18 protein-coding genes are annotated in these 21,032 nt (G+C 74.6%); 7 read left to right on the plus strand and 11 right to left on the minus strand.

Features of this window, described 5'->3' with window-relative positions; translation table 11 throughout:
- Window positions 1–246: 246 nt before the first annotated feature.
- Window positions 247–1,011, plus strand: a complete 765-nt coding sequence (locus tag R3E88_03545) for an NYN domain-containing protein (protein MEZ4215530.1) — start codon at window positions 247–249, stop codon at window positions 1,009–1,011.
- A gap of 7 nt (window positions 1,012–1,018) precedes the next feature.
- Window positions 1,019–4,309: a creatininase family protein gene (locus R3E88_03550; protein ID MEZ4215531.1), complete on the plus strand. Its 3,291-nt coding sequence runs from the start codon at window positions 1,019–1,021 to the stop codon at window positions 4,307–4,309.
- On the opposite strand, the gene R3E88_03555 is transcribed toward R3E88_03550, so the two are convergent.
- Complete coding sequence (locus tag R3E88_03555; protein MEZ4215532.1) at window positions 4,279–5,058, minus strand: hypothetical protein; 780 nt, start codon at window positions 5,056–5,058, stop codon at window positions 4,279–4,281. The two genes, R3E88_03550 and R3E88_03555, sit on opposite strands and share 31 nt — an antisense overlap.
- Before the next feature lie 258 nt (window positions 5,059–5,316).
- Here R3E88_03555 and R3E88_03560 point away from each other — a divergent pair, with 258 nt between their 5' ends.
- From R3E88_03560 to R3E88_03570, 3 genes are all read left to right on the plus strand, one after another.
- Window positions 5,317–5,526, plus strand: coding sequence for a cold-shock protein (locus R3E88_03560; GenBank protein ID MEZ4215533.1), 210 nt, complete (start codon window positions 5,317–5,319; stop codon window positions 5,524–5,526).
- Window positions 5,527–5,599: 73 nt separating this feature from the next.
- On the plus strand, window positions 5,600–6,658 hold the full coding sequence (locus R3E88_03565; GenBank protein ID MEZ4215534.1) for an alcohol dehydrogenase catalytic domain-containing protein: 1,059 nt from the start codon (window positions 5,600–5,602) through the stop codon (window positions 6,656–6,658).
- A complete protein-coding gene (locus R3E88_03570) occupies window positions 6,655–7,350 on the plus strand; it encodes a PaaI family thioesterase (protein ID MEZ4215535.1) in 696 nt (231 codons plus the stop codon). Before R3E88_03565 ends, R3E88_03570 begins: the two co-directional genes overlap by 4 nt.
- Before the next feature lie 123 nt (window positions 7,351–7,473).
- On the opposite strand, the gene R3E88_03575 is transcribed toward R3E88_03570, so the two are convergent.
- Genes R3E88_03575 through R3E88_03600 form a run of 6 tightly spaced genes read right to left on the minus strand, consistent with a single transcriptional unit; the run spans window position 7,474 to window position 12,717 of the window.
- Window positions 7,474–8,181: a type II secretion system protein GspG gene (locus R3E88_03575; GenBank protein MEZ4215536.1), complete on the minus strand. Its 708-nt coding sequence runs from the start codon at window positions 8,179–8,181 to the stop codon at window positions 7,474–7,476.
- The gene (locus R3E88_03580; GenBank protein ID MEZ4215537.1) at window positions 8,178–9,053 is read right to left on the minus strand and encodes a tetratricopeptide repeat protein; all 876 of its coding nucleotides are present in this window, start codon (window positions 9,051–9,053) and stop codon (window positions 8,178–8,180) included. Before R3E88_03580 ends, R3E88_03575 begins: the two co-directional genes overlap by 4 nt.
- Window positions 9,050–10,813, minus strand: coding sequence for a secretin and TonB N-terminal domain-containing protein (locus R3E88_03585; protein MEZ4215538.1), 1,764 nt, complete (start codon window positions 10,811–10,813; stop codon window positions 9,050–9,052). Before R3E88_03585 ends, R3E88_03580 begins: the two co-directional genes overlap by 4 nt.
- On the minus strand, window positions 10,810–11,400 hold the full coding sequence (locus R3E88_03590) for a hypothetical protein (GenBank protein ID MEZ4215539.1): 591 nt from the start codon (window positions 11,398–11,400) through the stop codon (window positions 10,810–10,812). Before R3E88_03590 ends, R3E88_03585 begins: the two co-directional genes overlap by 4 nt.
- Window positions 11,400–12,056, minus strand: coding sequence for a hypothetical protein (locus R3E88_03595; GenBank protein ID MEZ4215540.1), 657 nt, complete (start codon window positions 12,054–12,056; stop codon window positions 11,400–11,402). The genes R3E88_03590 and R3E88_03595 overlap by 1 nt, the downstream gene beginning before the upstream one ends.
- Entirely contained in the window at window positions 12,049–12,717 is a 669-nt protein-coding gene (locus tag R3E88_03600) for a hypothetical protein (protein ID MEZ4215541.1), read from the minus strand. The genes R3E88_03595 and R3E88_03600 overlap by 8 nt, the downstream gene beginning before the upstream one ends.
- Here R3E88_03600 and R3E88_03605 point away from each other — a divergent pair.
- The gene (locus R3E88_03605; protein MEZ4215542.1) at window positions 12,716–13,102 is read left to right on the plus strand and encodes a hypothetical protein; all 387 of its coding nucleotides are present in this window, start codon (window positions 12,716–12,718) and stop codon (window positions 13,100–13,102) included. The two genes, R3E88_03600 and R3E88_03605, sit on opposite strands and share 2 nt — an antisense overlap.
- 716 nt (window positions 13,103–13,818) lie before the next feature.
- On the opposite strand, the gene R3E88_03610 is transcribed toward R3E88_03605, so the two are convergent.
- The 4 genes from R3E88_03610 to R3E88_03625 all read right to left on the minus strand — a co-directional run bounded on the left by R3E88_03610 (window position 13,819) and on the right by R3E88_03625 (window position 19,312).
- A complete protein-coding gene (locus R3E88_03610; GenBank protein MEZ4215543.1) occupies window positions 13,819–14,625 on the minus strand; it encodes a prepilin-type N-terminal cleavage/methylation domain-containing protein in 807 nt (268 codons plus the stop codon).
- Window positions 14,618–15,814 (minus strand): type II secretion system F family protein, encoded by a 1,197-nt coding sequence (locus tag R3E88_03615; protein MEZ4215544.1) that lies wholly within the window; start codon window positions 15,812–15,814, stop codon window positions 14,618–14,620. The genes R3E88_03610 and R3E88_03615 overlap by 8 nt, the downstream gene beginning before the upstream one ends.
- Window positions 15,814–17,463 (minus strand): GspE/PulE family protein, encoded by a 1,650-nt coding sequence (locus tag R3E88_03620; protein ID MEZ4215545.1) that lies wholly within the window; start codon window positions 17,461–17,463, stop codon window positions 15,814–15,816. The genes R3E88_03615 and R3E88_03620 overlap by 1 nt, the downstream gene beginning before the upstream one ends.
- Before the next feature lie 250 nt (window positions 17,464–17,713).
- Window positions 17,714–19,312: a glycosyltransferase family 39 protein gene (locus R3E88_03625; protein MEZ4215546.1), complete on the minus strand. Its 1,599-nt coding sequence runs from the start codon at window positions 19,310–19,312 to the stop codon at window positions 17,714–17,716.
- 152 nt (window positions 19,313–19,464) lie between these two features.
- Between R3E88_03625 and R3E88_03630 the strand changes: the two genes are divergently transcribed.
- Window positions 19,465–21,018: an acyl-CoA synthetase gene (locus tag R3E88_03630; GenBank protein ID MEZ4215547.1), complete on the plus strand. Its 1,554-nt coding sequence runs from the start codon at window positions 19,465–19,467 to the stop codon at window positions 21,016–21,018.
- Window positions 21,019–21,032 lie beyond the last annotated feature (14 nt).

Consider the following 21,032-nt stretch of genomic DNA (forward strand, 5'->3'; position numbering starts at 1 on the left):
CCTCGGTGGGCGGGCCGTGCGGAGCCGCTCGGCCTCCGCGCCGAGGGCCCCGCGCGGTGGCGGAAACGGCGCGCGATTCTAGGCGCGATCGGGCGGCTTCCGGCTCGCCCGGGTCGATCCGAACCGATGGGAATTGCTCGCGAAACGAGCATCTGCGCGCGAATTGGGCGCGACCCGCGCCGGCTGCTCGAAAAATGAGCGGGCCGGCCCCCGCGCGCCCGCCTACGCTCGCGCGCCGGAGGTGCAATGGACCAGGAGCCCCGGATCGCCGTGTTCGTCGACTTCGAGAACCTCGCGCTCGGCGTGAGGCAGGCGAAGGGGGCGAACCACTTCGACGTGGACCTCATCCTGAAGCGCCTGCTCGAGAAGGGGCGCATCGTCTTCAAGCGCGCCTACTGCGACTGGACGAAGTACCGCGACGACAAGCGGACCTTCCACACGCACGGGATCGAGCTCGTCGACATCCCGCACACCAAGCAGAGCGGCAAGAACAGCGCCGACATCCACATGGTCGTCGATGCCATGGATCTCTGTTATGCGAAGACGCACATCGACATCTTCGCGCTCATCACCGGCGACAGCGACTTCTCCCCGCTCGTCTCGAAGCTCAAGGAGAACGACAAGCGCGTGATCGGCTGCGGCGTGCGCAACTCGACCTCCGACCTGCTGCTCTCCAACTGCGACGAGTTCATCTTCTACGACGACCTCGCGACGGCCGCGGCGCGGCCCCGCGCGAGCGCGAAGCGCGGCCAGAAGCCGACCGGCAAGGACGCCATCTTCGACCAGCTCACCGAGATCGTGCGCTCGCTGCAGTCCGACTACGACCCGCTCTGGGGATCGATCGTGAAGCAGACGATGCGGCGCGTGGCGCCCGACTTCAACGAGTCGCAGCACGGCTTCAAGCTGTTCTCCGAGCTGCTCGAGGCCGCGGACGACCGCGGCGACCTGCAGATCGAGTACGACGAAGCGCGCGGCAACTACAAGGTGCGCCTGGCTCCGGCGCGGAGCTAGGCGCGCGGTGGCCGCACCGGCGCTCCGCGGATCGCTCCTCGCGCTCGGCGCGACGCGTCGGGCGACCGCGCACGGGCCCTTCGACGTCGCCGAGTTCCGCAACGTCGCCACGCACCGCAGCGCGTTCGCGCTCGTGCGCGGCGACGTCCGCGGCGACGAGCCCGTGCTCTGCCGCGTGCACTCGTCCTGCGTGACGAGCGAGTTCCTCGGTGCGTGCGACTGCGACTGCGCGGGCCAGCTCGAGGCCGCGCTCGCGGCCATCGACGGCGAGGGGCGCGGCGTCCTCTTCTACCTGGCGCAGGAAGGGCGGGGCGCGGGCATCGTCGCGAAGGCGCGCGATCGCATGATCGTGCAGGCGAGCCGTCACCGGACGACGACCTTCGAGGCCTACGAGCGCATGGGCCTGCATCCCGATGCGCGCCGCTACGGCGAGGTCGCCGACGCGTGTGCGCTGCTCGGTGTCGAGGCCCCGCTCGTCGTCCTCTCGAACAATCCCGGCAAGGTGAGCGCGCTCGAGCGCGAGAAGCTGCGCGTCGCGGAGATGCGGCCGCTCGCGCGCGATGCTTCGCCGTTCAACGCGCACTATCTCGAGGCGAAGCGCGCGTCGGGGCACGTCCTCGGCACCGCGCGCGCCGACGCGGCGGAGCTTCCGCGCGCGGTCGCGTGCACGACGCCGCGCCCGCTCCACGGCCTTCCCGACGTCCTGCACGTCGCGACCTATCTGCTGCCGGTGGGCGGGTCGATCGACGCGCCCGTCTGGGTGGAGCTCGACGCCTTCGTCGACCTCGCGTCGCGCGCCGAGCGCATCGCGCTGCGCGGCGGCGCGGCGGCGGGCGGCGCGCTGCGCGTCCGGCGGCAGCCCGAGCCCGTGCTCGAGCGGTTCGCGCTCGAGCCCGCGCCGGCGCGCGCCGCGTGGCGGCGGCTCGCCCTCGCCGGCGAGCGGGAGGCCGCGTGGCTCGCCGTGCTCTCGCCGCGCGATGCGCGCGGCGTCCGCCGGCGCCGATGCGGCCGAACGCGAGCTGCGTCTGCTGGCCGCGCTCGCGCGCGGGCCGGCGCGGGCGCGTCGTCGCCGACGCGGTCGCGGGCGAGCCCGATCCCGTCGATGGGCTGCGCGCCGCCGGGCTCGACGCGGTGGCCGCGCCCGCGCTCGACCCGCGTCGACGCCCGGGCTCGATTCCGGGGTCGCGTCCGCATCCCCGACCGCGCCGGCGATGGCGCGCTCCCCGCGCGCCGCGCGACGCCCGTGACCGCAGGCGGCGGGGACGAGCGCGCTCGGCGCTCGCGCGACGCCGGGGGGCTCGCGCGAATCGAGGCGCGCATCGCGTCGATTCCGGCCGCACTGCGCGCCGCGGGTGCGCTCGCCGAGCTCGCGCCGCCGTTCGACCCGCACCGCGCGCGCGCGATCGTCACGACCGGCGTCGGCAGCTCGGCCGCGCACGCGCGCTTCCTCGCGCACGTGCTCGCGCGCGAGCTCGGCCTCCCCGCGCGCTTCGAGCCGACCGGCGCGCTCGCGCGCACGCCGCCGCCCGGGTCCCTCCGCGACGCGCTCGTCGTCTTCTCGCAGGGGCTCTCGCCGAACGCGCGCTTCGCGTTCGCGCACGCACGCGCCTTCGGTGCGGTGGTCGTCGCGACGGCGCAGGGGGCATCGGCGCGCGGAGGCGAGCGCGCGGAGTGGCTCGGCGCGCTCGTCGCCTCGGGCGCCGCGATCGTCGACGTCGACGCGCCCGACGAGTACGGGACGCTCGCGCGCGTCGTCGGGCCGATGCTCGGGCTCGTCGCCGCGCTGCGCATCGCGCGCAGCCTCGGGCGCGCGATCGGAGGCAGCGCATCGGCACGGCCCGCGCTCGCTTTCGACGGCGACGAAGTGGCGCGCCGCGTCGAGCGCGCGGACTTGGCGCTCGACGCGGCGCTCGCGAGCGCGGGGCTCGACCCGGCCGATCCCGCGAGCGCGCGCGCGCTCGTCGACGGCGAAGTCGCCTTCGTCGCGAGCGAGGGCTACGGCGAGTGCGTCGCGCACCTGCCGACGAAGTGGCTCGAGCTGGCGCAGCGCACGCCGCCTCCCGTGTGGGATGGCTTCGAGCTCGCACATGGCGGCCTCCAGCTGCTCTTCGCCGCGGCGGCGCGGCCGCGGGCCGGCGCGCCGCCGCCGTTCGCGATCCATCTCGCGCGCGGAGGCGCGCGCGGAGGTGCGCGCCGGGTCGACGAGGACGCGACGCTCGGGCGCGCGCTCGCCACTGCGCTCGCCGGCTCGGGCGTGCGCAGCGTCGCGCTCGCGGCCGAGGCGTCGGGCCCTTCGGCCGCGTTCGAGCACGAGGCGCTCGCGAACGCGCTGCTCGTGCGCTGGCTGCGCGGCTCGGCGCTCGACCCCGCCGACTGGCCGGGGCGCGACCGCGACGGCGCGCTCTACGCGCGCTCGCCCGCACTCGCGCGCGCAGGGTCGGCGTCGAACGACGACGCGCGCCCGCGCCTGGCGGGCGCACCCGCGCGAGTGCTGCGCGCGTCGGTGCCGAACGCGAATGCGCGCCCGCGTGCGCCGCTCGCACCCGCGCCGGCGCTCGGCCGGCTGCGCTGGCCGGAGGTCGACGCCGCGCCGGGCGGCGCGCACCGCGTCGCGGTGCTCGCGCTCGGATCGGTCGAGCAGCACGGCCCGCACCTTCCGCTCGACACCGACATCGCGATCGCGCGCTGGCTCGCGGCCGGCGTCGCCGCGCGCATCGCGGGCGCGATCGCGCTTCCCGCACTCGAGCTCGGTGCGGCGAGCGAGCACGCCGCGTTTCCCGGCACGCTCTCGCTCTCGCCGGCGACCTTCACGGCGGTCGTCGCCGACCTGCTGCGCTCGCTCGCTCCTCACGGCTTCGCGCGGGCGTTCGTGTTCAGCGCGCACGGCGGCAACCTCGGCGCGCTGCGCGCCGCGCGCGACGCGCTTCGCGCAGCCGCCGCGCCGTGCGCGCTCGTCGTGTGCGACGACCCCGCCGGCGTCGCGGCCAGGCTCGCGCGCGTGGGCGCCGAGAGCGGGATCGCCCCGCGCGAGCAGGGGCACCACGCGGGCGAGGTCGAGACGTCGATCCTCCGGGCGATCGACGGGCACGGCGTCGCGACGCACGCGCTCGCGGCGGGCGTCGACGGCGGGCCGGGCGACGCGCAGGCGCTCTTCTACCCGAGCCTTCGCGCGCACGCGCCGGATGGCACGGTCGGCGACCCGCGGCGCTTCGACGCGGCGCGCGGACGCGCCTACCTCGACGCGTGGATCGACGAGCTCGTGGCGTTCTACGAGGCGTGCGCGGCGGACGACGCGTAGGACGACCGCAGCGGCCGGCTCCGCGCGTGGACGAACGGGATCCAGAGCGCGTAGTACAGCTGGTTGGGTGCGATGCGGAGCGCCCAGCCCTCGTCGACGCCGGCGAGGACGACGACGTCGCACGCCGCCCACAGTGCATAGTAGGCGGCGACGTAGCCGAGGCAGCTTCGCAGGAAGTCCGCGAGGCGCGCATCGCCGCCCGCCGCGCGCGGCACCTCGCGGCGCGCGAGCACGCTCGCCAGCGCGACGAAGCCGAGCTCGTAGACGAGCCACATGCCCTGGCCCGGCAGGCTCGGGTCGAGTGCGCGCGCGGCGCCCCAGATCGCGCCGGTCGCGATCGGGACGACGAGCACGAGGCCGAGCGCGCGCGGCCCCCACGCGGAGGCGGGCTCGCCGCGCATCGACGCGCCGAGACCGAGCACGAGCACGAGCACGCGGAGATCGCCGAGCAGCACGAACGCGAACATCACGGCCGTCGCGCCGAAGCCGTCGCTCCACCCGAGCGCGCGGACGATGGGCCCGCCGACGATGGGATCGAGCATCGTCTCGACCGCCCATGCGACGGTGTAGACGGAGAGGAAGCGCGCGGCGCGCGCGCGGGCGACGTCCGCACCGCCGTCGCTCGCGACGGATCGCGGCGACGGTGCGCACGCGCGCACGCCGCGATAGGCGAGGAACGCGAAGGGCGCGACCAACAACGCCCAGAGCGACTGCAGGTCACCGGCGTAGAACGCGTGCCACGTCGACATGTCGCTTGCGAGTCTAACAGGGCGGATTCGCGCCACTTCGCATCCGATCGCGCGACTCACCGGCGCGGGCGCGCGAGATTCCGCGAGGAACGCGCGGCGCCGGGCGTAGAATGCGCGCCGCTCGCTCGGCAGCGGACGATGCCGGGCGCGCGCTCGCCGGCGGCACGGATGGAGCCGCCGCGGCGCGGCGGCCGCGTGGGGTCGCCAGCCGCTCGGGCGCGCGCCGGTGACGAGCGAGCCAGTGCGAGGAGGAACGGCGTGGCGCGAGGCACGGTGAAGTGGTTCAGCGATCAGAAGGGATACGGGTTCATCGAGCCGGAGGACGGGACCAAGGACATCTTCGTCCACTACTCCGCGATCGAGGGCGACGGCTTCCGGACGCTGCACGAAGGGCAGGCCGTCCAGTTCGAGACCGGCGACGGTCGCAAGGGACCCGAGGCCCGCAACGTGAAGATCGCCGCGGGCTGAACGGCGGTCGATCGAGAGCGACGGGCCCCGGCGTGCGCCGGGGCCCGTCTTCGTCGGGGAGCACGCGCGCGCGATGAAGGGACTCGTCTACCACGGGCACGAGGACGTGCGCTTCGAGTCGGCGCCCGACCCGAAGATCGAGGACGCGCACGATGTCGTCGTGCGCATCGAGAAGACCGCGATCTGCGGCTCCGATCTCCACTTCTGGCACGGCGAGGCGATCGCGGGCCTGCCGCCCTTCCTGCTCGGGCACGAGTTCGCGGGTGTCGTCGAGGACGCGGGGAGCGCGGTCGAGCGCTTCCGCAAGGGCGATCGCGTGCTCGTGTCGTGCACGGTCGGCTGCGGTCGCTGCGACGAGTGCCGCGACCACCGGTACGGCGGCTGCTCGACGCTGACGGGCGGCATCCCCTACTCGAACGTCTTCGGCAATCCGCTCCGACAGGGCGGGCAGGCCGAGGCCGCGCGCGTCCCGTTCGCGGACGCGAACCTCTTCCGCGTTCCCGACGGCATGGACTACGAGCGCGGCCTCTTCCTGACGGACGTGCTGCCCACCGGCTACATGGGTGCGGAGCTGGCGGAGGTGGGGCCGGGCGACGTCGTCGTCGTCTTCGGCTGCGGGCCGGTCGGCACCTTCGCGCAGCGCGGCGCACAGCTGCGCGGCGCGTCGCAGGTGTTCGCCGTCGACCTCGACGACGCGCGTCTCGCGCGCGCCCGCGCGCGCGGCTGCACGCCCGTGAATCCGCGCACGCAGGACGTGAAGGAGACGGTGCGCGAGGCGACGCGCGGCCGCGGCGCCGACTGCGCGATCGAGGCGATCGGCCTGCCGTCGCTCGTCGCGCAGGCGATCGACGTCGTGCGCTTCGGCGGTCGCGTCGCCGTGATCGGCGTGATGCCGGCCGGCGACGTCGCGCTGCCGTGGACGACCGGCGTGATGGGCAGGAACCTGACGCTGCGCTCCGCGCTCGTCGAACCGCAGAACTACGTGCCGAAGCTGCTGCCGCTGATCGAGCAGGGCCGGCTCGACCCGACCGAGATCATCACGCACCGCCTTCCGCTCGCGGACGGCGCGCGCGGCTACGAGATCTTCGCCGCGCACGACGAGGATGCACTCAAGGTCGTGCTCACCCCGTGACGCGCGCGCGGTCGGACGCGCGCCCGCACCTCAACCAGCCGGGCGGTCGCGAGCGCGCGAGCGGGCACCCCGCCATCCGGGGTCGCGAGCGCGAGCTGCGGCGCCTCGCCGACGGCGTTCGCCGGCTCGTGGCGGCGACGGTCGCGAACGGAGCGGACGCCGCCGAGACCGCGCGCTTCGCCGACGACGCGCACGCGCTCGCCGACCGGCTCGAGGCGCGCTGCGCGGCCGCGCCGCCCCCGCGCTACGGCGGCGAGCCGCCGGACGGTGTGCTCGAGCCGCACGACGTGTTCCCCTACGACCCCGTGCTCGGCATCTACAGCCCGCTCGCGCTGCCCGTCGAGATGGAGTACGCGGACGGCCTCGCCGTCGGTCGCGCGCGCTTCACGACGCCGTACGAAGGGCCGCCGGGCTGCGTGCACGGCGCGATCATCGCCGGCGCGTTCGACCAGGTGTTCAACGTCGCGAACATCCTCGGCGGCGCGGCCGGGCCGACCGTGCGGCTCGACCTCGCCTACGAGCGACCGACGCCGCTCGGCGCCGACGTCGTGTTCGAGGCGCGCATCGAGGAGATCGGCGAGCGTCGCATCACGACGCGCGGCGTGCTGCGCCACGGCGACACCGTGTGCGTTCGCGCGGTGGGCGTGTTCGCGCGCATCGATCGCGCGCGCGTGATGGCGCTGCGAAGCTAGGCGTCGCGCGCCGGGCCGGACGATCGAGGGGCAGCCCGCGCCGTGCGGGCTGCCCCTCTTCGCAGCGAGACTCCGACCCGGGTCGCGGGGCGCGCGTCGCGCACCGCGTGGAGCGCCGCGCGCCTACGGCGTCTGGTCGCCCTGGATCGGCCAGCCGACGTCGTCGCCGCCCGGCCCCTGCAGCTCGGTGCCGTCGTCGAAGCTCGTCTCGAACACGCCGTTGCCGCCGGCCGAGAGGCAGAAGACCGCGTGGTCGTCCTCCTCCGCGTCGGTCACGCCCGCGACGTTCGCGTTGTCGAGGTAGCGGACGTTGCACACGTACGGCCGGCCCCACGGATCGAGCGGCACCTGCTTCAGGTAGGGCCCGTTCCAGCCCGGCGGCTCGGGCGGCGACTGGCTCGCCGCGTAGATCGGCGAGAGCGCGGCCGTCTGGTTGCGGATCAGGTGATCCTCGAGCGCGCCGGCCGTGCCTCCGTTGCCGCCGCCGTCCCAGTTGCCGGCGCCCGTCGCGCCCGTGCCGTCCGGGATGTTGGCCGCGTTGATGTCGGCGGCCGGCAGCCCGACGAGGCGCGACAGCTCGCCCGCGTCGTTCGGGTTCGCGTCGTTGTTCACCGGCCACGTTCCCGTGTCCAGATTGAACGCGATGATCGCCTGGCCGATCGTCTGCGAATCCGACAGCGCGCGCGCGCGACGTCCGTCGTTGATGTACTTGATGACGAGCGGCGTCAGCGCCGCCGACAGGATGGCGAGGATCGCCACGCCGACCAGGATCTCGATCAGCGTGAAGCCGCGCTCGCGGATTCTCGTTCGGGTCGTCGTTCGGTTCTTCATCGTCGGGTTCCTCCTTCGGACTCGGGTGACGGAGCTCCCGCGCGGGAGCCGTTCTCGGAATCGGGGGTCTGCGCGACGTCGTCGGCAGAGGGCGGCGCGGCCGACGAGACGGCGGGCGCCGCGTCCGCGGCGACTTCGCCGAGCAGCAGCTGCATGCGAGCGCGCACCTCGGCGCGCGCGGGATCGGCCTGGCTCGAGAGCGTGAGGAAGCGCCCGTAGCCCCAGGCCGCGCGGTCCACGCGGCCTTCGAGGTCGTCGACGAGCGCGAGGTTGTAGGTCGCGAGCGCGTCGTCGGGCGCGCGGCGCAGCGCGCCTTCGAGCACCTTGCGCGCGTCGGCGAGCCGGCCGCGTTCGATCAGCAGCGCGCCGTGGTTCGTGGCGATCTCGCCGTCGTCGGGCGCGAGCCTGTGGGCGCGCTCGATCGCGTCGAGCGCGCGCGCGGTGTCCCCCTCGCGCGCGGCGAGCAGCGCCTGGGTGGCCGGCACCTTCGGATAGTCGGGACGCGCGCGCGCGGCGCGCTCGAGCCACGCGCGGGCCTCGTCGAGGCCCGCGGCGTCGCCGTCCTCGAGGGCGAGACGGGCGAGGCCCACCATCGCCTCGACGAACGTCGGGTCGAGCTCGATCGCGCGCGCGAAGGCGCGGTGCGCGGCGTCGGCGTCGCCGCGTCGCGCCGCGGCGGCCGCCGAGTCGAACAGGCTCGCGCTCTCGCGGAAGGCCGCGAGCTTGCGCACCTCGTCGTCGGCGTCGGTCGCGAGAGCGCGCGCGGCGACGAGCAGCGCGAGCGCCGCGAGCGCGGCCGTTCGCAGCGCGCGCGCGCGACCGGTCGCGCGGGGCGTCGGATGCGCTCCGTGCACGTGGGTTCGGTCGATCATCGGTAGGCTCCGTACGACTGGCCGAGCGGCTTGCGCCACCACGGCAGCTCGAGGGACCGCCGCTGCCAGAGCGCGTGCGTCTCCTCGAACTCGCTCTGCAGTCGCTCGGTCACGCGCGCGATGCGCGGCGTGTCGAGGACGGTCGGGGTGAGGAAGATGAGCAGCTCGGTGCGCTGCTCCTCGGTCGACGTCCCGGTCAGCACCTCGCCGAGCAGCGGGATGTCGCCGAAGAACGGGACCTTGCGCTCCTGCTCGAACTCGCGGCTCTGCACGAGCCCGCCGAGCACGATCGTCGCGCCGTCCGGAACGCGGAGCACCGTGTCCGTCTCGCGGATGTCGACGACGGGGAGGCTCCCGTTCTGCGGCTGCGACGCGTTCGTCTTGGGCTGGAGCTCGACCGACGCCACCTCCGAGACGCTCGGCCGGATGTGGAGCGTGATCTCGCCCTCCTCGGACACCTGCGGCGTGACGTCGAGGTTGACGCCGACCGGGATCACGGTCGGGATGAACTCGGTGAACGTCTGCACGACGCCCTGCGTCGGCGTGATCGTCTCGGTCTGCGCGACGAAGAAGACGCGGTTGCGGACGACCTTGATCATCGCCTTGTGGTTGTTGAGCGTGCTCACGCGCGGCGTCGACACGACGCGCACGTCCGTCTGCTTCGCGAGCGCGCGCAGCAGCAGGCCGAAGTTGTCCTTCGCGAAGCCGACCGAGATGCCGCCCTCGGTGAGCACCGGCGCGAGGCTCTGCGCGATCGTCGCCTCGCGCAGGCCCGGCGTGATCAGCCGCTCGAAGATGCCGTTCACGTTGTTGCCCGGGAGCTTCGGCGCGGACTCGATGTCGAAGCCGAGGTCGAAGTCGTCGCCGAGCGTCACCTCGACGATCTGCGCGTCGATCAGCACCTGGCGCCGCTGGCTCTCGGCGACCGCCTGGAGGTAGTGCTCGACCTCGTCGAGCACGCGCGTCTCCGCCGTCACCGAGATGAGGCCCGCCTGCTTCGAGACGATCACGCGGCGGTCGGGCAGGGCGCTGGCGGCGGGAGCCGCCGCGCCGTCGCCGTCCTCGGCGTCGTCGTCGCTCGCCGCCGTCGCGTCGGCCGCGCCGAACACGATGGTGCGGACGGCGCCCTCGATCTCGCCCCACAGGTCCTGCTCGGTCGACGTCTCGATCTCGGACACGCTCGAGTCGCCCGTCGACGTCGAGCCCTGCACGTCGCCGCCGAGCTCGGTGTCCGCGCCGATGAAGCCCGCGAGCGAGACGCGGCTCTCGCCCTTTCGCGTGTAGGTCGGGTAGTCGACGCGATAGGTCCGCGTCTCGCGATCGTGGCGGAAGATGCGCAGCACGTTGCCGCGCACCGCGTAGTGGTAGCCGCGTCCCGTCACGAGCTCGTCGAGGATCTCGAGCAGCGACACGTTCGCGAGGTCGGCGCTCACGAGGCCGCGGACGTCGGGGTCGACGACGATGTTGAGCGGGCTCTCGCGCCCGAGCCCGAGCAGCACGCCGCGCAGCTCCGCGTCCTGCACGAGCAGCGTGAAGGACGTCGCTTCGAGCAGGCGCAGCGCCGGCGGCCGCGGCGACGCCTCGGCGACGCGTGCGAGACGCGGGGCGAGCGTCGTCGGCGGAGGCGGCGCGACGACCGCCGCGCGCGGCGCCTCGGCGTCGGCCGCGTCGTGCGGCGTCGGCGCGGTGGGCTGTCCGAGCAGGCTGCACGACAGCGACGCCGCACACGCGAGCGCGGCGAAGGGGCGGGACGGTCTCACGGTCGGTCCTCCTCGGCGTGCGGAGCGCCGGTCGTCGGTGCGGGGTCGTCGAAGGCGTCGGGCGCGGGCGCCGCGAGCGCGCCGTCGCCGTCGGCGGACGCGCCGAGTGCGAGGCGCAGCTCGCGCGCGGCCGTGCGCAGCACGACGGAGTCGGCCTCGATGCGCAGCAGCTGGTAGCCGCGCAGGACGTCGCCCTCCGACATCGCGATGCCGTCGAGCCACGCGACGCGGCGGGAGCGGCCGACGAGCGTGCCGTCGAGCGACGGCGGCCCGCGGTGCACGCGAACGCCGCTGACCGCCGAGACGGCGTCGGCCTCGTCGCGCGTGAGGAACGGGTTGCGCGCGAGCTCGGGGCTCGGGAGTCCACTCGCGTGCGCGACGACGGCTGCGGCCGCGACCGGCGGCAGCGAGGCAGTGCCCGCATCGTCCGCCGCCGCACTCTCGCCATCGTCGGCGAGCGCGTCGTCGTCGCGGGCGTCGTCCGAGGACGCGACCGGCGCGTCGCCGGACGAGAAGTAGACGACGTTCTCGACCGCGACCGCGATCGCAGCGACGACGAGCAGCGGAGCGACGAAGCGGCGCTGCATCACGACGCCTCCCGCGCGGGCGCGCGTGCGGTGCGGCCCGGGCGCCGCGTGAAGTAGGTGAGGTCGACGCGCACGTGCACGCCGGGCCGGTCGCGCTTGAGCGCGATCGCCTCGACGCGCGCGGGCAGCTCGCCGGACTCGAGGCGTTCGAGGATGCGGACGGCGTCGTCGTAGCCCGCGCGGAAGCTCACGCGCAGCGGCGCTTCGACGATCTCGAGCGCACCCCCGCCGAACGGCTCCTCGACGCGCAGCGCGGGGGCTCCGGCATCGTCGTCCTCGCCGTCGGCGACGCGCGCGGCCGGCGTGCGCTGCGCGACCTCGAGCTGTCGCACGGACGGCGCGTCGAGGTCGGCCGCGACGCGCGCGACGAGCGACGGGTCGTCGGTGATGGCGGGAATGCGCCGCGCGAGCGCCGCCCACTCGCTCGCCCACGCCGCGCGCTCGGCGGAGGACGCGGGCCGCGATGCGACGCGCTCGCGCGCCCACGCGTCGACGCGTGCGGCGGCGGTCGCGAGTCGCTCCTCGATGCGCGCGGTCGCGTCGCGGCCCGGCACGGCGAGGGCGAAGCCGCCGCCCGCGACGAGCACGACGAGCAGCGCGAGCAGGCCGAGGTTCGGGCCGCGCCCGAGTGCGCGCGCGAGGGTCGAGTCAGGCATCGTCGACTCCCGGCTCGCGGGCTGCGCCGTCGGCGGCGGCTGCGCGCGCGGCGGAGATCGCGCCCGGCTCGACGGGCGCGAGCGCCCCCTCGACGCGGAAGCGCACGTGCTGCGCGTCGGCCTGCGACGCGCGCGGGGCCGTTTCTCGCGCGACCTCGTCGACGCGCGCGAAGGGCGCCTCGCCGATCGCGCGCGCGAGATCCGCGATCGACTGTGCGGCGGAGGACACCGAAGCGCCGCCGGCCTCGACCGCGAGCTCGACGCGCCACGCGTCCTCCTCGCGCTCGACCGCGAGCGTGTGGACGGCCGCGTCGTCGGGAACGGTGTGCGCGAGGACGTGGAGGAGGCTCGCGACGCTCGGCGCCGGTCGATCGATCGCGGCGCGCGCGCTCGCGAGCCCGGCTGCGCGCCGGCGCGCTTCGCGCATCACCGCGAGCGTCGCGCGCTCGGCCTGCGCGTCGTTCCAGCTCGCGTCGAGGCGGTCGACCTCGCGCGCGAGCCACGTCGCACGCGCGCCGAGCGCGCCGCCGAGCAGTGCGAGCACCGTCGCGGCCGCGGCGAGGCCGCGGCGCAGCGCGCGGCGCGCGCGCCGCGCCGCGATCTGGTCGAGCACGTCGTGCGGGAGGAGATTGCCGCCGCGCGCGTCGGCGGCGAGCGCCATGCCGAGCGCGACCGCCGCGCCGCCGACGGGGCGCGCGGCGCCCGTCGCGAACGCGCGCCCGGGCGCGCGTTCGCGCGCGCGGTGCGACGACCTCGACCGGCATGTCGAGGTGCGAGGCGAGTCCGGGCGCGAGGTCGACGAGCTCGGTGATCTCGCCCGAGAGGAAGACGCGCGCGACGGGCCGCGCGTCGAGCTGGCCCTGCACGTAGCGGAAGGTGCGGCGCAGCTCGGTGGCGAGCCGCTCCGTCTGCATCGCGACCTCGGCGAGGGCGCCGTCGCGCTCGTCGCCGCCGTCGCCCGTGTGCGCGCTCGACGCGCCGAGCGGCGTCGCCAGCTCGAGGCCGGACGGCGCGTCGTCGTCGCCGTCGAGCGGTGCGAGCCGTAGCTCGGAGCTCGGCTCGACGGCGTGCGGGCGACCCTCGACTTCGGGCTCGGTGCGCGCGTGCACCGAGCGCCCCATGAAGCGCAGCGGCACCTCGCGGCTGAACACCCAGCCCGCGCGATCCGCGACGACGCACGTTCCCGACTTCGCCTCGAGGTCGAAGATCGCGACGAGCTCGCCCTCTGCGAACTCGTGATCGAGGTGGTGCACGAGCTGCCCGAGTGCGAGGTGGCGGCTCTGGATGCGCGTCAGCGGGAAGCCGCGGTCCTGCCACGTGGCGTGGCAGGCCGCGCTCTCGATGCGCGGCACCGCGGTGAGCCAGGCGTGCAGGGCTCCGTCGCGCCCGCTCGCGACCGAGAACGCCGACGCGGCATCGGCGTCGATGCGCGCCGCGAGCTCGCCGAGTCGGCGCGCGGCGACGGCGCGCGCCTCCGCGCGCGAGAGCGGCGGGAGGTCGAGGCGCTCGGTCGCGAGGCGCGGCGAGCGGAGTGCGATCTCGACGTCGGCGTAGCCGCCGGCGCCGCTCGCGGCGAGCGCGGCGAGGAACGCGTCGCGGTCGCCGCGCGCCGCCTCGTCGAGATCGATGCGTCCCCAGTCCACCGGTCGCATGCCGGCGCGCGTCGCCTTCGCGAGCGCCCAGTAGACGGCCTCGTCGCGGACCTCGAGGCACAGGTGCGGTGCGCGCGCGATCGCGAAGCGCTTCGGCGCGGGCGGCGCGCTCATGGCTGCTCCAGCACGAGCGTCGCGCTCGTCGTTCCGCGCTTGATCGTCACCACGTCGCGCACGAACGGTGCGCCCGTGTACGTGCCGGTTCCCTCGGCGCGGATGCCGTGCAGGCCGAGGTGCAGGCCGGTCGCCTGGAACGGGCCGCCGCCCGAGGCCGCGATCTCCGTGCGGAAACCGCCCGACGACGTCGCGACCCACACGTCGACGCGCGTCGCATCGAGCTGCTCGGCCGGCCCGCCCGTGTTGGGCAGGCCGAGCACGGTGACGACGAGGTCGCCCGTCGTCGCGAGCGGGTGGAAGGGGCGCACGAGGTCGTCGGCGGTTCCGAACGTGCGGTCGGGGCCCGCGCTCGTGAGCTGCGGCGTCGCGCCGTCGTACTGGAACGCGATGTTCCACGCGTCGACGATCGCGCCGCCCGCCGGTGCGACGCGCGGCGCGTAGGGACCGTTGAAGCCGTAGCCGACCCCGTCCGCGGGATCGACCGCCCACCCCGGCTTGCCGGCGGGGTCGTTGAGGTCGTCGAGCGACGGCGGCATCGCGCCCATCTCGCCGAGGTAGCCGTGGTCGCCGCTCGCCTCGTCGCCGACCATCGCCGCGACGAGCCGGTCCATGCGCTCGCGCGTCGCCTCGATCCGCCCGGCGCGCACCTGGCGCACGGCGAGCGGCGCCAGCGCGCCGGCGAGCAGCGCGACGAGCGCGACGGCGACGAGCACCTCGACGAGCGTGAAGCCGCCGCGCGCGCGCGCCGTGGCGCGACGCGCTTCGCGTCGCCGCGGAGCGTGGCTGCGCCGGCTACCCATTGAGATTCCCCATCATCTCGTAGAGCGGGACGAAGATGCCGAGCGCGACGGCGCCGAGGACGACGCCGAGCAGGACGACGATGCCCGCGTTGAACAGCGCGAGCGAGCGATCGATGATCCCCGGCACCTCGCGGTCGTAGTAGGTGGCGACGTGTTCGAGCGAGCGGTCGAGTGCGCCCGACGTCTCGCCGAGGGCGATCATGCGCATGACCATGGGCGGCACGAGGCCGTCGCTGCGCAGCGCGTCGACGAGCGTCCTGCCGCGGCGCACGGCGTCGCCGGCCTGGAGCACGACGTCGCGCACGACGCGGTTCTGGACGATCGTCGCGACCATGTCGAGCGCGCGGACGATCGGGATGCCGGACGCGTAGAGCAGCGCGAGGTTGTGCGAGAAGCGGGACATCTCGATCATCGAGACGACGCGGCCGACGAGCGGTGTGCGCAGCACGAGCCCGTGCCAGCGATGACGTCCCGACTCGGTGCGCGTGGCGAGGACGCCTACGGCTGCCGCGGCGATGGCGGCCGCCGCGAGCGCGAGGCCCCACTGCTCCATGAACGCCTGGAACGCGAGCAGGCCGCGCGTCACGAGCGGGAGCTCGACGTCGAGCTCGACGAAGATCTCGAGGAAGTTCGGGAGCACGACCGTCGTGAGCAGGACGCACAGGCCGACGAGCCCCGTCAGCACGATCGCGGGATAGGTGAGCGCCGCGGCGAGCTTGCGGCGCAGGTCGTCCGTCCACTCGAGGTAGCGGACGAGGTCGCGCAGGATCGCGGGCAGGTGGCCCGTCTCCTCGCCCGCCGCGACGAGCGACACGACGAGCGGACCGAACAGCGCCGGGTACGACTCCATCGCGGCGGAGAGCGGCGTGCCCGACTCGACCTTGCGCGTCACGTCGTCGAGCAGGTCGGCGATGGGGCTGTGCCCGTCCTCCTGCAGGTCGCGGAGCGCGGTGACGAGCGGGACGCCGGCGTCGAGCGCGGTCGCGAGGTGATAGGCGAAGTCGATGAGCAGGCGCGTGCGGCGGCCGCGGCCGCCGAGCGACTGCCGCGCGCGTCCTTCGCGTGCCCGCACGAGCACGAGACCGCGCGCGTCGAGGACGTGGTCGAGCTCGCGCAGGTCGAGCGCGGCCTCGATGCCGCGGATCACCCGTCCCGCCGGGTCGCGCGCCTCGAAGGTGAACACCGCCATCAGAAGTCCGCCGTGATCCGCGCGACCTCTTCGAGAGGGATGCGGCCTTCCATCGCCTGTCGCTGCGCGCTCGTGCGGAACGGGGTGAAGCCCTGCGCGACGGCGGCGGACTCGATCTCGTCCTCGTGCGCGCCGCGCGAGACGAGGCGCGCGACCTCGGGCGTGAGCTCGAGCAGCTCGAACACCGCCTCGCGTCCGGCGACGCCGCTCTCGTTGCAGCGGTCGCAGCCGATCCCGCGCTGGAACTTGGCGACCGTGTCCGCCGGCAGGCCGACGTTCTCGAGCTCGTGCGGCTCGGGTGCGTACTCCTCCGCGCAGTGCGCGCACACCTTGCGCACGAGGCGCTGTGCAGCGACCGCGCACAGGCAGCTCGCGATCAGGTAGCGGTCGAGCTCCATGTCGACGAGGCGCCCGATCGTCGCGATCGCCCCGTTCGTGTGGAGCGTCGAGAAGACGAGGTGGCCCGTGAGCGCGGCGCGCAGCGCGAGCGACGCCGTCTCCGGGTCGCGCATCTCGCCGACGAGCACGACGTCGGGGTCGTGCCGGAGGATCGAGCGCAGCCCCGCGGCGAACGTGAGCCCGGCCTTCTCGTTCACCTGGCACTGCGTGATCATCGGGAGCTCGTACTCGACCGGATCCTCGAGCGTGATCACCTTGCGGCGCGCCGCGTCGATCGTGCGCAGCAGCGCGAACAGCGTCGTCGACTTGCCCGAGCCGGTCGGGCCCGCGGCGAGGACGAGGCCCGTCGGCCGCTGCGCGAGACGGCGCAGCGCGTGCTCGTCGCCCGCGGAGAGCCCGAGCGCATCGAGCGCGAAGCTCTGGCGGTTCTGGTCGAGGATGCGCACGACGACGCTCTCGCCGTGCACGGAGGGGAACGTCGACACGCGCAGGTCGATGCGTCCCTTCTCGAAGGCGAACTGGATCTTCCCGTCCTGGGGCGCGCGCGTCTCCGACAGGTCGAGCGCGGCGAGCACCTTGACGCGTGCCACCACCGGCGCGAGGAGCGACGCCGGCAGCGTCGCGCCGGGCTGCAGGTCGCCGTCGAGTCGCAGCCGCACGCGCACGACGCGCTTGTCGGGCTGGAGGTGGAGGTCGGTCGCGCCGCGGCGCACCGCCATCGTGAGCAGCTCGTCGACGAGCGGGACGATGCCGCCGCGCTGCTCGCCGTCGCCTTCGCCCGCCACCTCCTCGGTGGCGCGGCGGATCGCGAGCTCGAGCGCACTGTCGCCGCTCCCGCCGTAGGCGCGGTCGAGTCCGCGCAGGAGCTGGCGGTGGCCGGTCGACACGACGCGCACGAACAGGTCGGTGCCGCGCTGGAGCTCGTCGATCGCGACGATGTCGGTCGGGTTCGACATCGCGACCGTCAGCGTCGGGCCCTCGATGCCGAGCGCGAGGCAGTGGAGGCGGCGCGCCACCTCCTCGGGCACGAGCGCCGTCGCCTCCGGCTCGATCGCGACCGCGTCGACGTCGACGTGCTCGACGCCCGACTGCTCGGCGAGCGCGCGGCTCACCGCGTCCTCGGTCGTGAAGCCGAGGTCGGCGAGGATCACGCCGAGCTTCGCACCGGTCTTCGCCTGCTCGGCGAGCGCGATGTCGAGCTGCTTCGCCGTGACGACGCCGGCGTCGATCAGGATCTCGCCGATCTTCATGCATCACCCGCGCGACGGCGCGATTCCGCCGTCGGCGCACCCCTTCCGTCCGGGCTTCAATCGGCCTGCGCGCCGGGATCTAAAGGGTTTCGTGGGGGTCGACGTGCGTGCGCGTCGACCGGCGCGCGGCGAGGCAAGTCGCGGGCGCGCGGAGCGAATCGCCGTCCGCGCCGTCGGTGGGCGGGCCGGCGACGTGCGCCCCCTCTGCGCAATGGACTACGCAGGAGACCGCACGCGGGTCTGGGGAAAACTAACGAGGCGCGGCGTTGCGGTAGATGGCGAGGAGCTGCCCGCCCGAGCGGCGGATCTCGAAGACGGGTGCCTCGGTGCGCGCGACGTCGGCGAGCGGCGGGCTCCAGTAGGCGCGCCGCGACATCACCACGAGGTAGCGGGGCCGGTCGGTCGCGCGCCACTCGCGCACGCCGGCCTCGCGGACGGGAAGGTCGAGTTCGTGTTCTGCGAGCGCCGCGAACTGCGGAACGACGACCTCGGCCGTCGGCTCCGCGTGCTTCGCCAGCCAGCGCGCGGCCTCGAGGTAGCTCTGGCCCCAGTACTCGATCTCGAACGTCGCGTCGGTCGGGCCGCGGGCGAGCAGGCGCGCGACGGGGTTCAGGAAGGCGTTCGCGTACGGGTGGACGGCGACGACACCCGCTACCGCCAGCGCGAAGGGCGCGAGCGCCGCGACGCGGCCGACGCGACCGCGCTCCCAGGCCCAATCTGCTCCTGCGCCCGCGAGCAACGCGACGCCGGGCAGCGCGACCAGGAAGTGGCGCACGCCGTCGTAGCGCGACCACACGACCGCTTCCGCGAGCGCGTAGCACGCGCACCAGAGCGAGCCGAGCACGGCGGCGCGCCGCGCGCCTTCGGGCGCACCGCGCGCGCGCACCGCCGCGATTCCCGCCGCGACGAGAGCGAGCACCGACAGCGGCGTCGACGCGAGCAGCAGCACGAACCGGTAGTGCCACGGCACCTCGTTCGCGGGCAGCACGCGCCCGAGGTAGAGCACGGGGATCGTGAACACCTTGGTGCCGACGTCGTGCAGCGCGCCGGTGAGCCGCTCGAGCGGTGCCGGCCAGAGCCACGGCCAGAATGCGAGCGCGGCGCCGAGCCCGACGGCGAGCGCGACGACGTGGGCGGCGACGTGCCGGCGCGTCGGCCGCTCGGTCGCCGCGATCGCGTAGAGCCACGCGGCCGCGAGCCCGAAGACGGCGTGGACGCGCGTGGTCAGCGCGAGGCCGATCGCGAGGCCGGCGATCACCGCGTCGCGCGGGCGCGCGCCGCGCGCCGCGCGCAGCAGCGCCAGCGCGGCCAGCACGAGCGCGAACGTGGCGGGCAGGTCCTTCGGGTTGTTCTGCGCGTGCGCGACGAAGGGCGGGAGCGTCGCGAGGGCGAGCGCGGTGAAGAGCGCGCCGCGCGCGCTCGCACCGGCCGCGCGCGCGAGGCGCGCCAGCGCGAAGACCGTCGCCGAGGCGAGCGCGAGCTGTGCGAGGTGAAGCGCGCGCAGAGCGTCGTCGAGCCCGGCGGCGGCGAGCGCGCGGATCGCGAGCGCGCGCAGTGTGTCGAGCGCGAAGTAGTAGCCGGTGAGCTCGTGGAAGCTCCACGCGGGCGCGGGCCGCCCCGCGACCCAGGCCGCGACGATCTCGAGGTTCCGCTGCCCGGCGCGCAGCGTCTCGAGCTCGTCCGCCGTCGCCCCGACGTCCGGGCTCGCGAGCACACCGAGCGCGAAGAAGGCGAGGGCGAGCGCGGCGGGCCCGATGGCGTCGCCCGCGCGCGCGCCGCCGTCGCGCGCCCGCGTCGGCGGCGCGGCGGCGTCGGGTGCGTTCGCGTCGTCGTCGGCCGCGGGCGTCACGGCGGCGAGCATACCCGTGCCGCGCGTGCGCGGCGCCGCGCGCGGCGCCCCACGCGCCGCGCGCCTCGAACGTGCTTGAATGGGCGCCTTCGGTCGGACGCGGCGCCGGCCACGACCCCGGCCACTCTGCCGATGAGGAGCGTGCACGAGCGATGACGACGACGACGGGCTTCTGGGCGATCGCGGCGGAGACGCCCGATCGCATGGCGATCGCCGACCCCGCCTACCGCGAGGTCTCGTACGGCGAGCTCTTCGAGCTGACGAACCGCCTGTCGAAGGGGCTCGCCGCGCTCGGGCTCCGGCGCGGCGACCACATCGCCACCACGCTCCCGAACGGCATCGAGCAGGTCGCGCTGTGCCTCGCCGCCTTCCAGAGCGGCTACTACATCACGACCGTCAACTGGCACCTCGTCGGGCCGGAGATCGCGTACATCCTCGGCGACGCCGAGACGAAGGTCTACGTCACGCACGAGCGCTTCGCGCACGAGTCGCAGCGCGCGGTCGAGGAGGCCGGGCTGCCCGAGAGCGCGCGCTTCGCGATCGGGGACGTCGCGGGCTTCCGCGCGTTCGACGAGCTCGTCGCCGGGCAGGACGGCGGCCGCCCGAAGGAGCTCTCCGCGGGCTCGTTCATGTTCTACACGAGCGGGACGACGGGGCGGCCGAAGGGCGTGCGGCGCGCGTTGCCCGACGCGCACCCCGACGACATCGCGAAGATGTCGGGCGGGCTCTTCCTGTTGTTCGGGATGCAGCCGCACGACGGACACGTGCACATCACGCAGGCGCCGCTCTATCACACGGCCGTCAACAACTGGACGACGACGTCGCTCCACTGGGGTCACGGCGTCACGCTGATGGATCGCTGGACGCCCGAAGGCGCGCTCGAACGCATCCAGAAGTACCGCGTCACGCAGAGCCACATGGTGCCGACGATGTTCCACCGCCTGCTCGCGCTGTCCGAGGAGGAGCGGAAGCAGTACGACGTGTCGTCGCTGCGCTGCATGATCCACGCGGCCGCGCCGTGCCCGGTCGCGACGAAGTGGAAGATGCTCGACTGGTGGGGCGACGTGATCTGGGAGTACTACGCGGCGACCGAGGGCGGCGGCACGGTCGTGAGCCCGCAGGAATGGCGCAAGTACCCGGGCACGGTCGGCCGGCCCTGGCCGAACTCCGAGGTCCGGGTGTTCGACGAGGACGGCAACGAGCTGCCGCCCGGCCAGAGCGGCACGATCTACATGCGCATGGGGAACAACGAGTTCGAGTACTACAAGGACGACGCGAAGACGAAGAAGGCGCGCCTCAAGGGCTTCTTCACCGTCGGCGACGTCGGCTACTTCAACGACGACGGCTACCTGTTCCTCAACGACCGCGCGAACGACATGATCATCGTCGGCGGCGTGAACATCTATCCGCAGGAGATCGAGGGCGTGCTGCACCAGCACCCGAAGATCCGCGACGTCGCGGTCTTCGGCGTCCCGAACCCCGACACGGGCGAGGAGATCAAGGCCGTCGTCGAGGTGGAGGACGGCGTGCCCGAGGACGATGCGACGCGCGCGGACATCATGGCCTTCGTGAAGGACCAGATGGCGAAGCAGAAGTGGCCGCGCTCGATCGACTTCGCGCCGATGCCGCGCGACCCGAACGGCAAGCTCTACAAGCGCAAGCTCAAGGATCCCTACTGGGAGGGGCACGAGGGGCGCATCGTCTGAGACGAGCGCACGCG

This window comes from Myxococcota bacterium, assembly GCA_041389495.1.
Lineage (GTDB): Bacteria > Myxococcota_A > UBA9160 > UBA9160 > UBA4427 > JAWKRT01.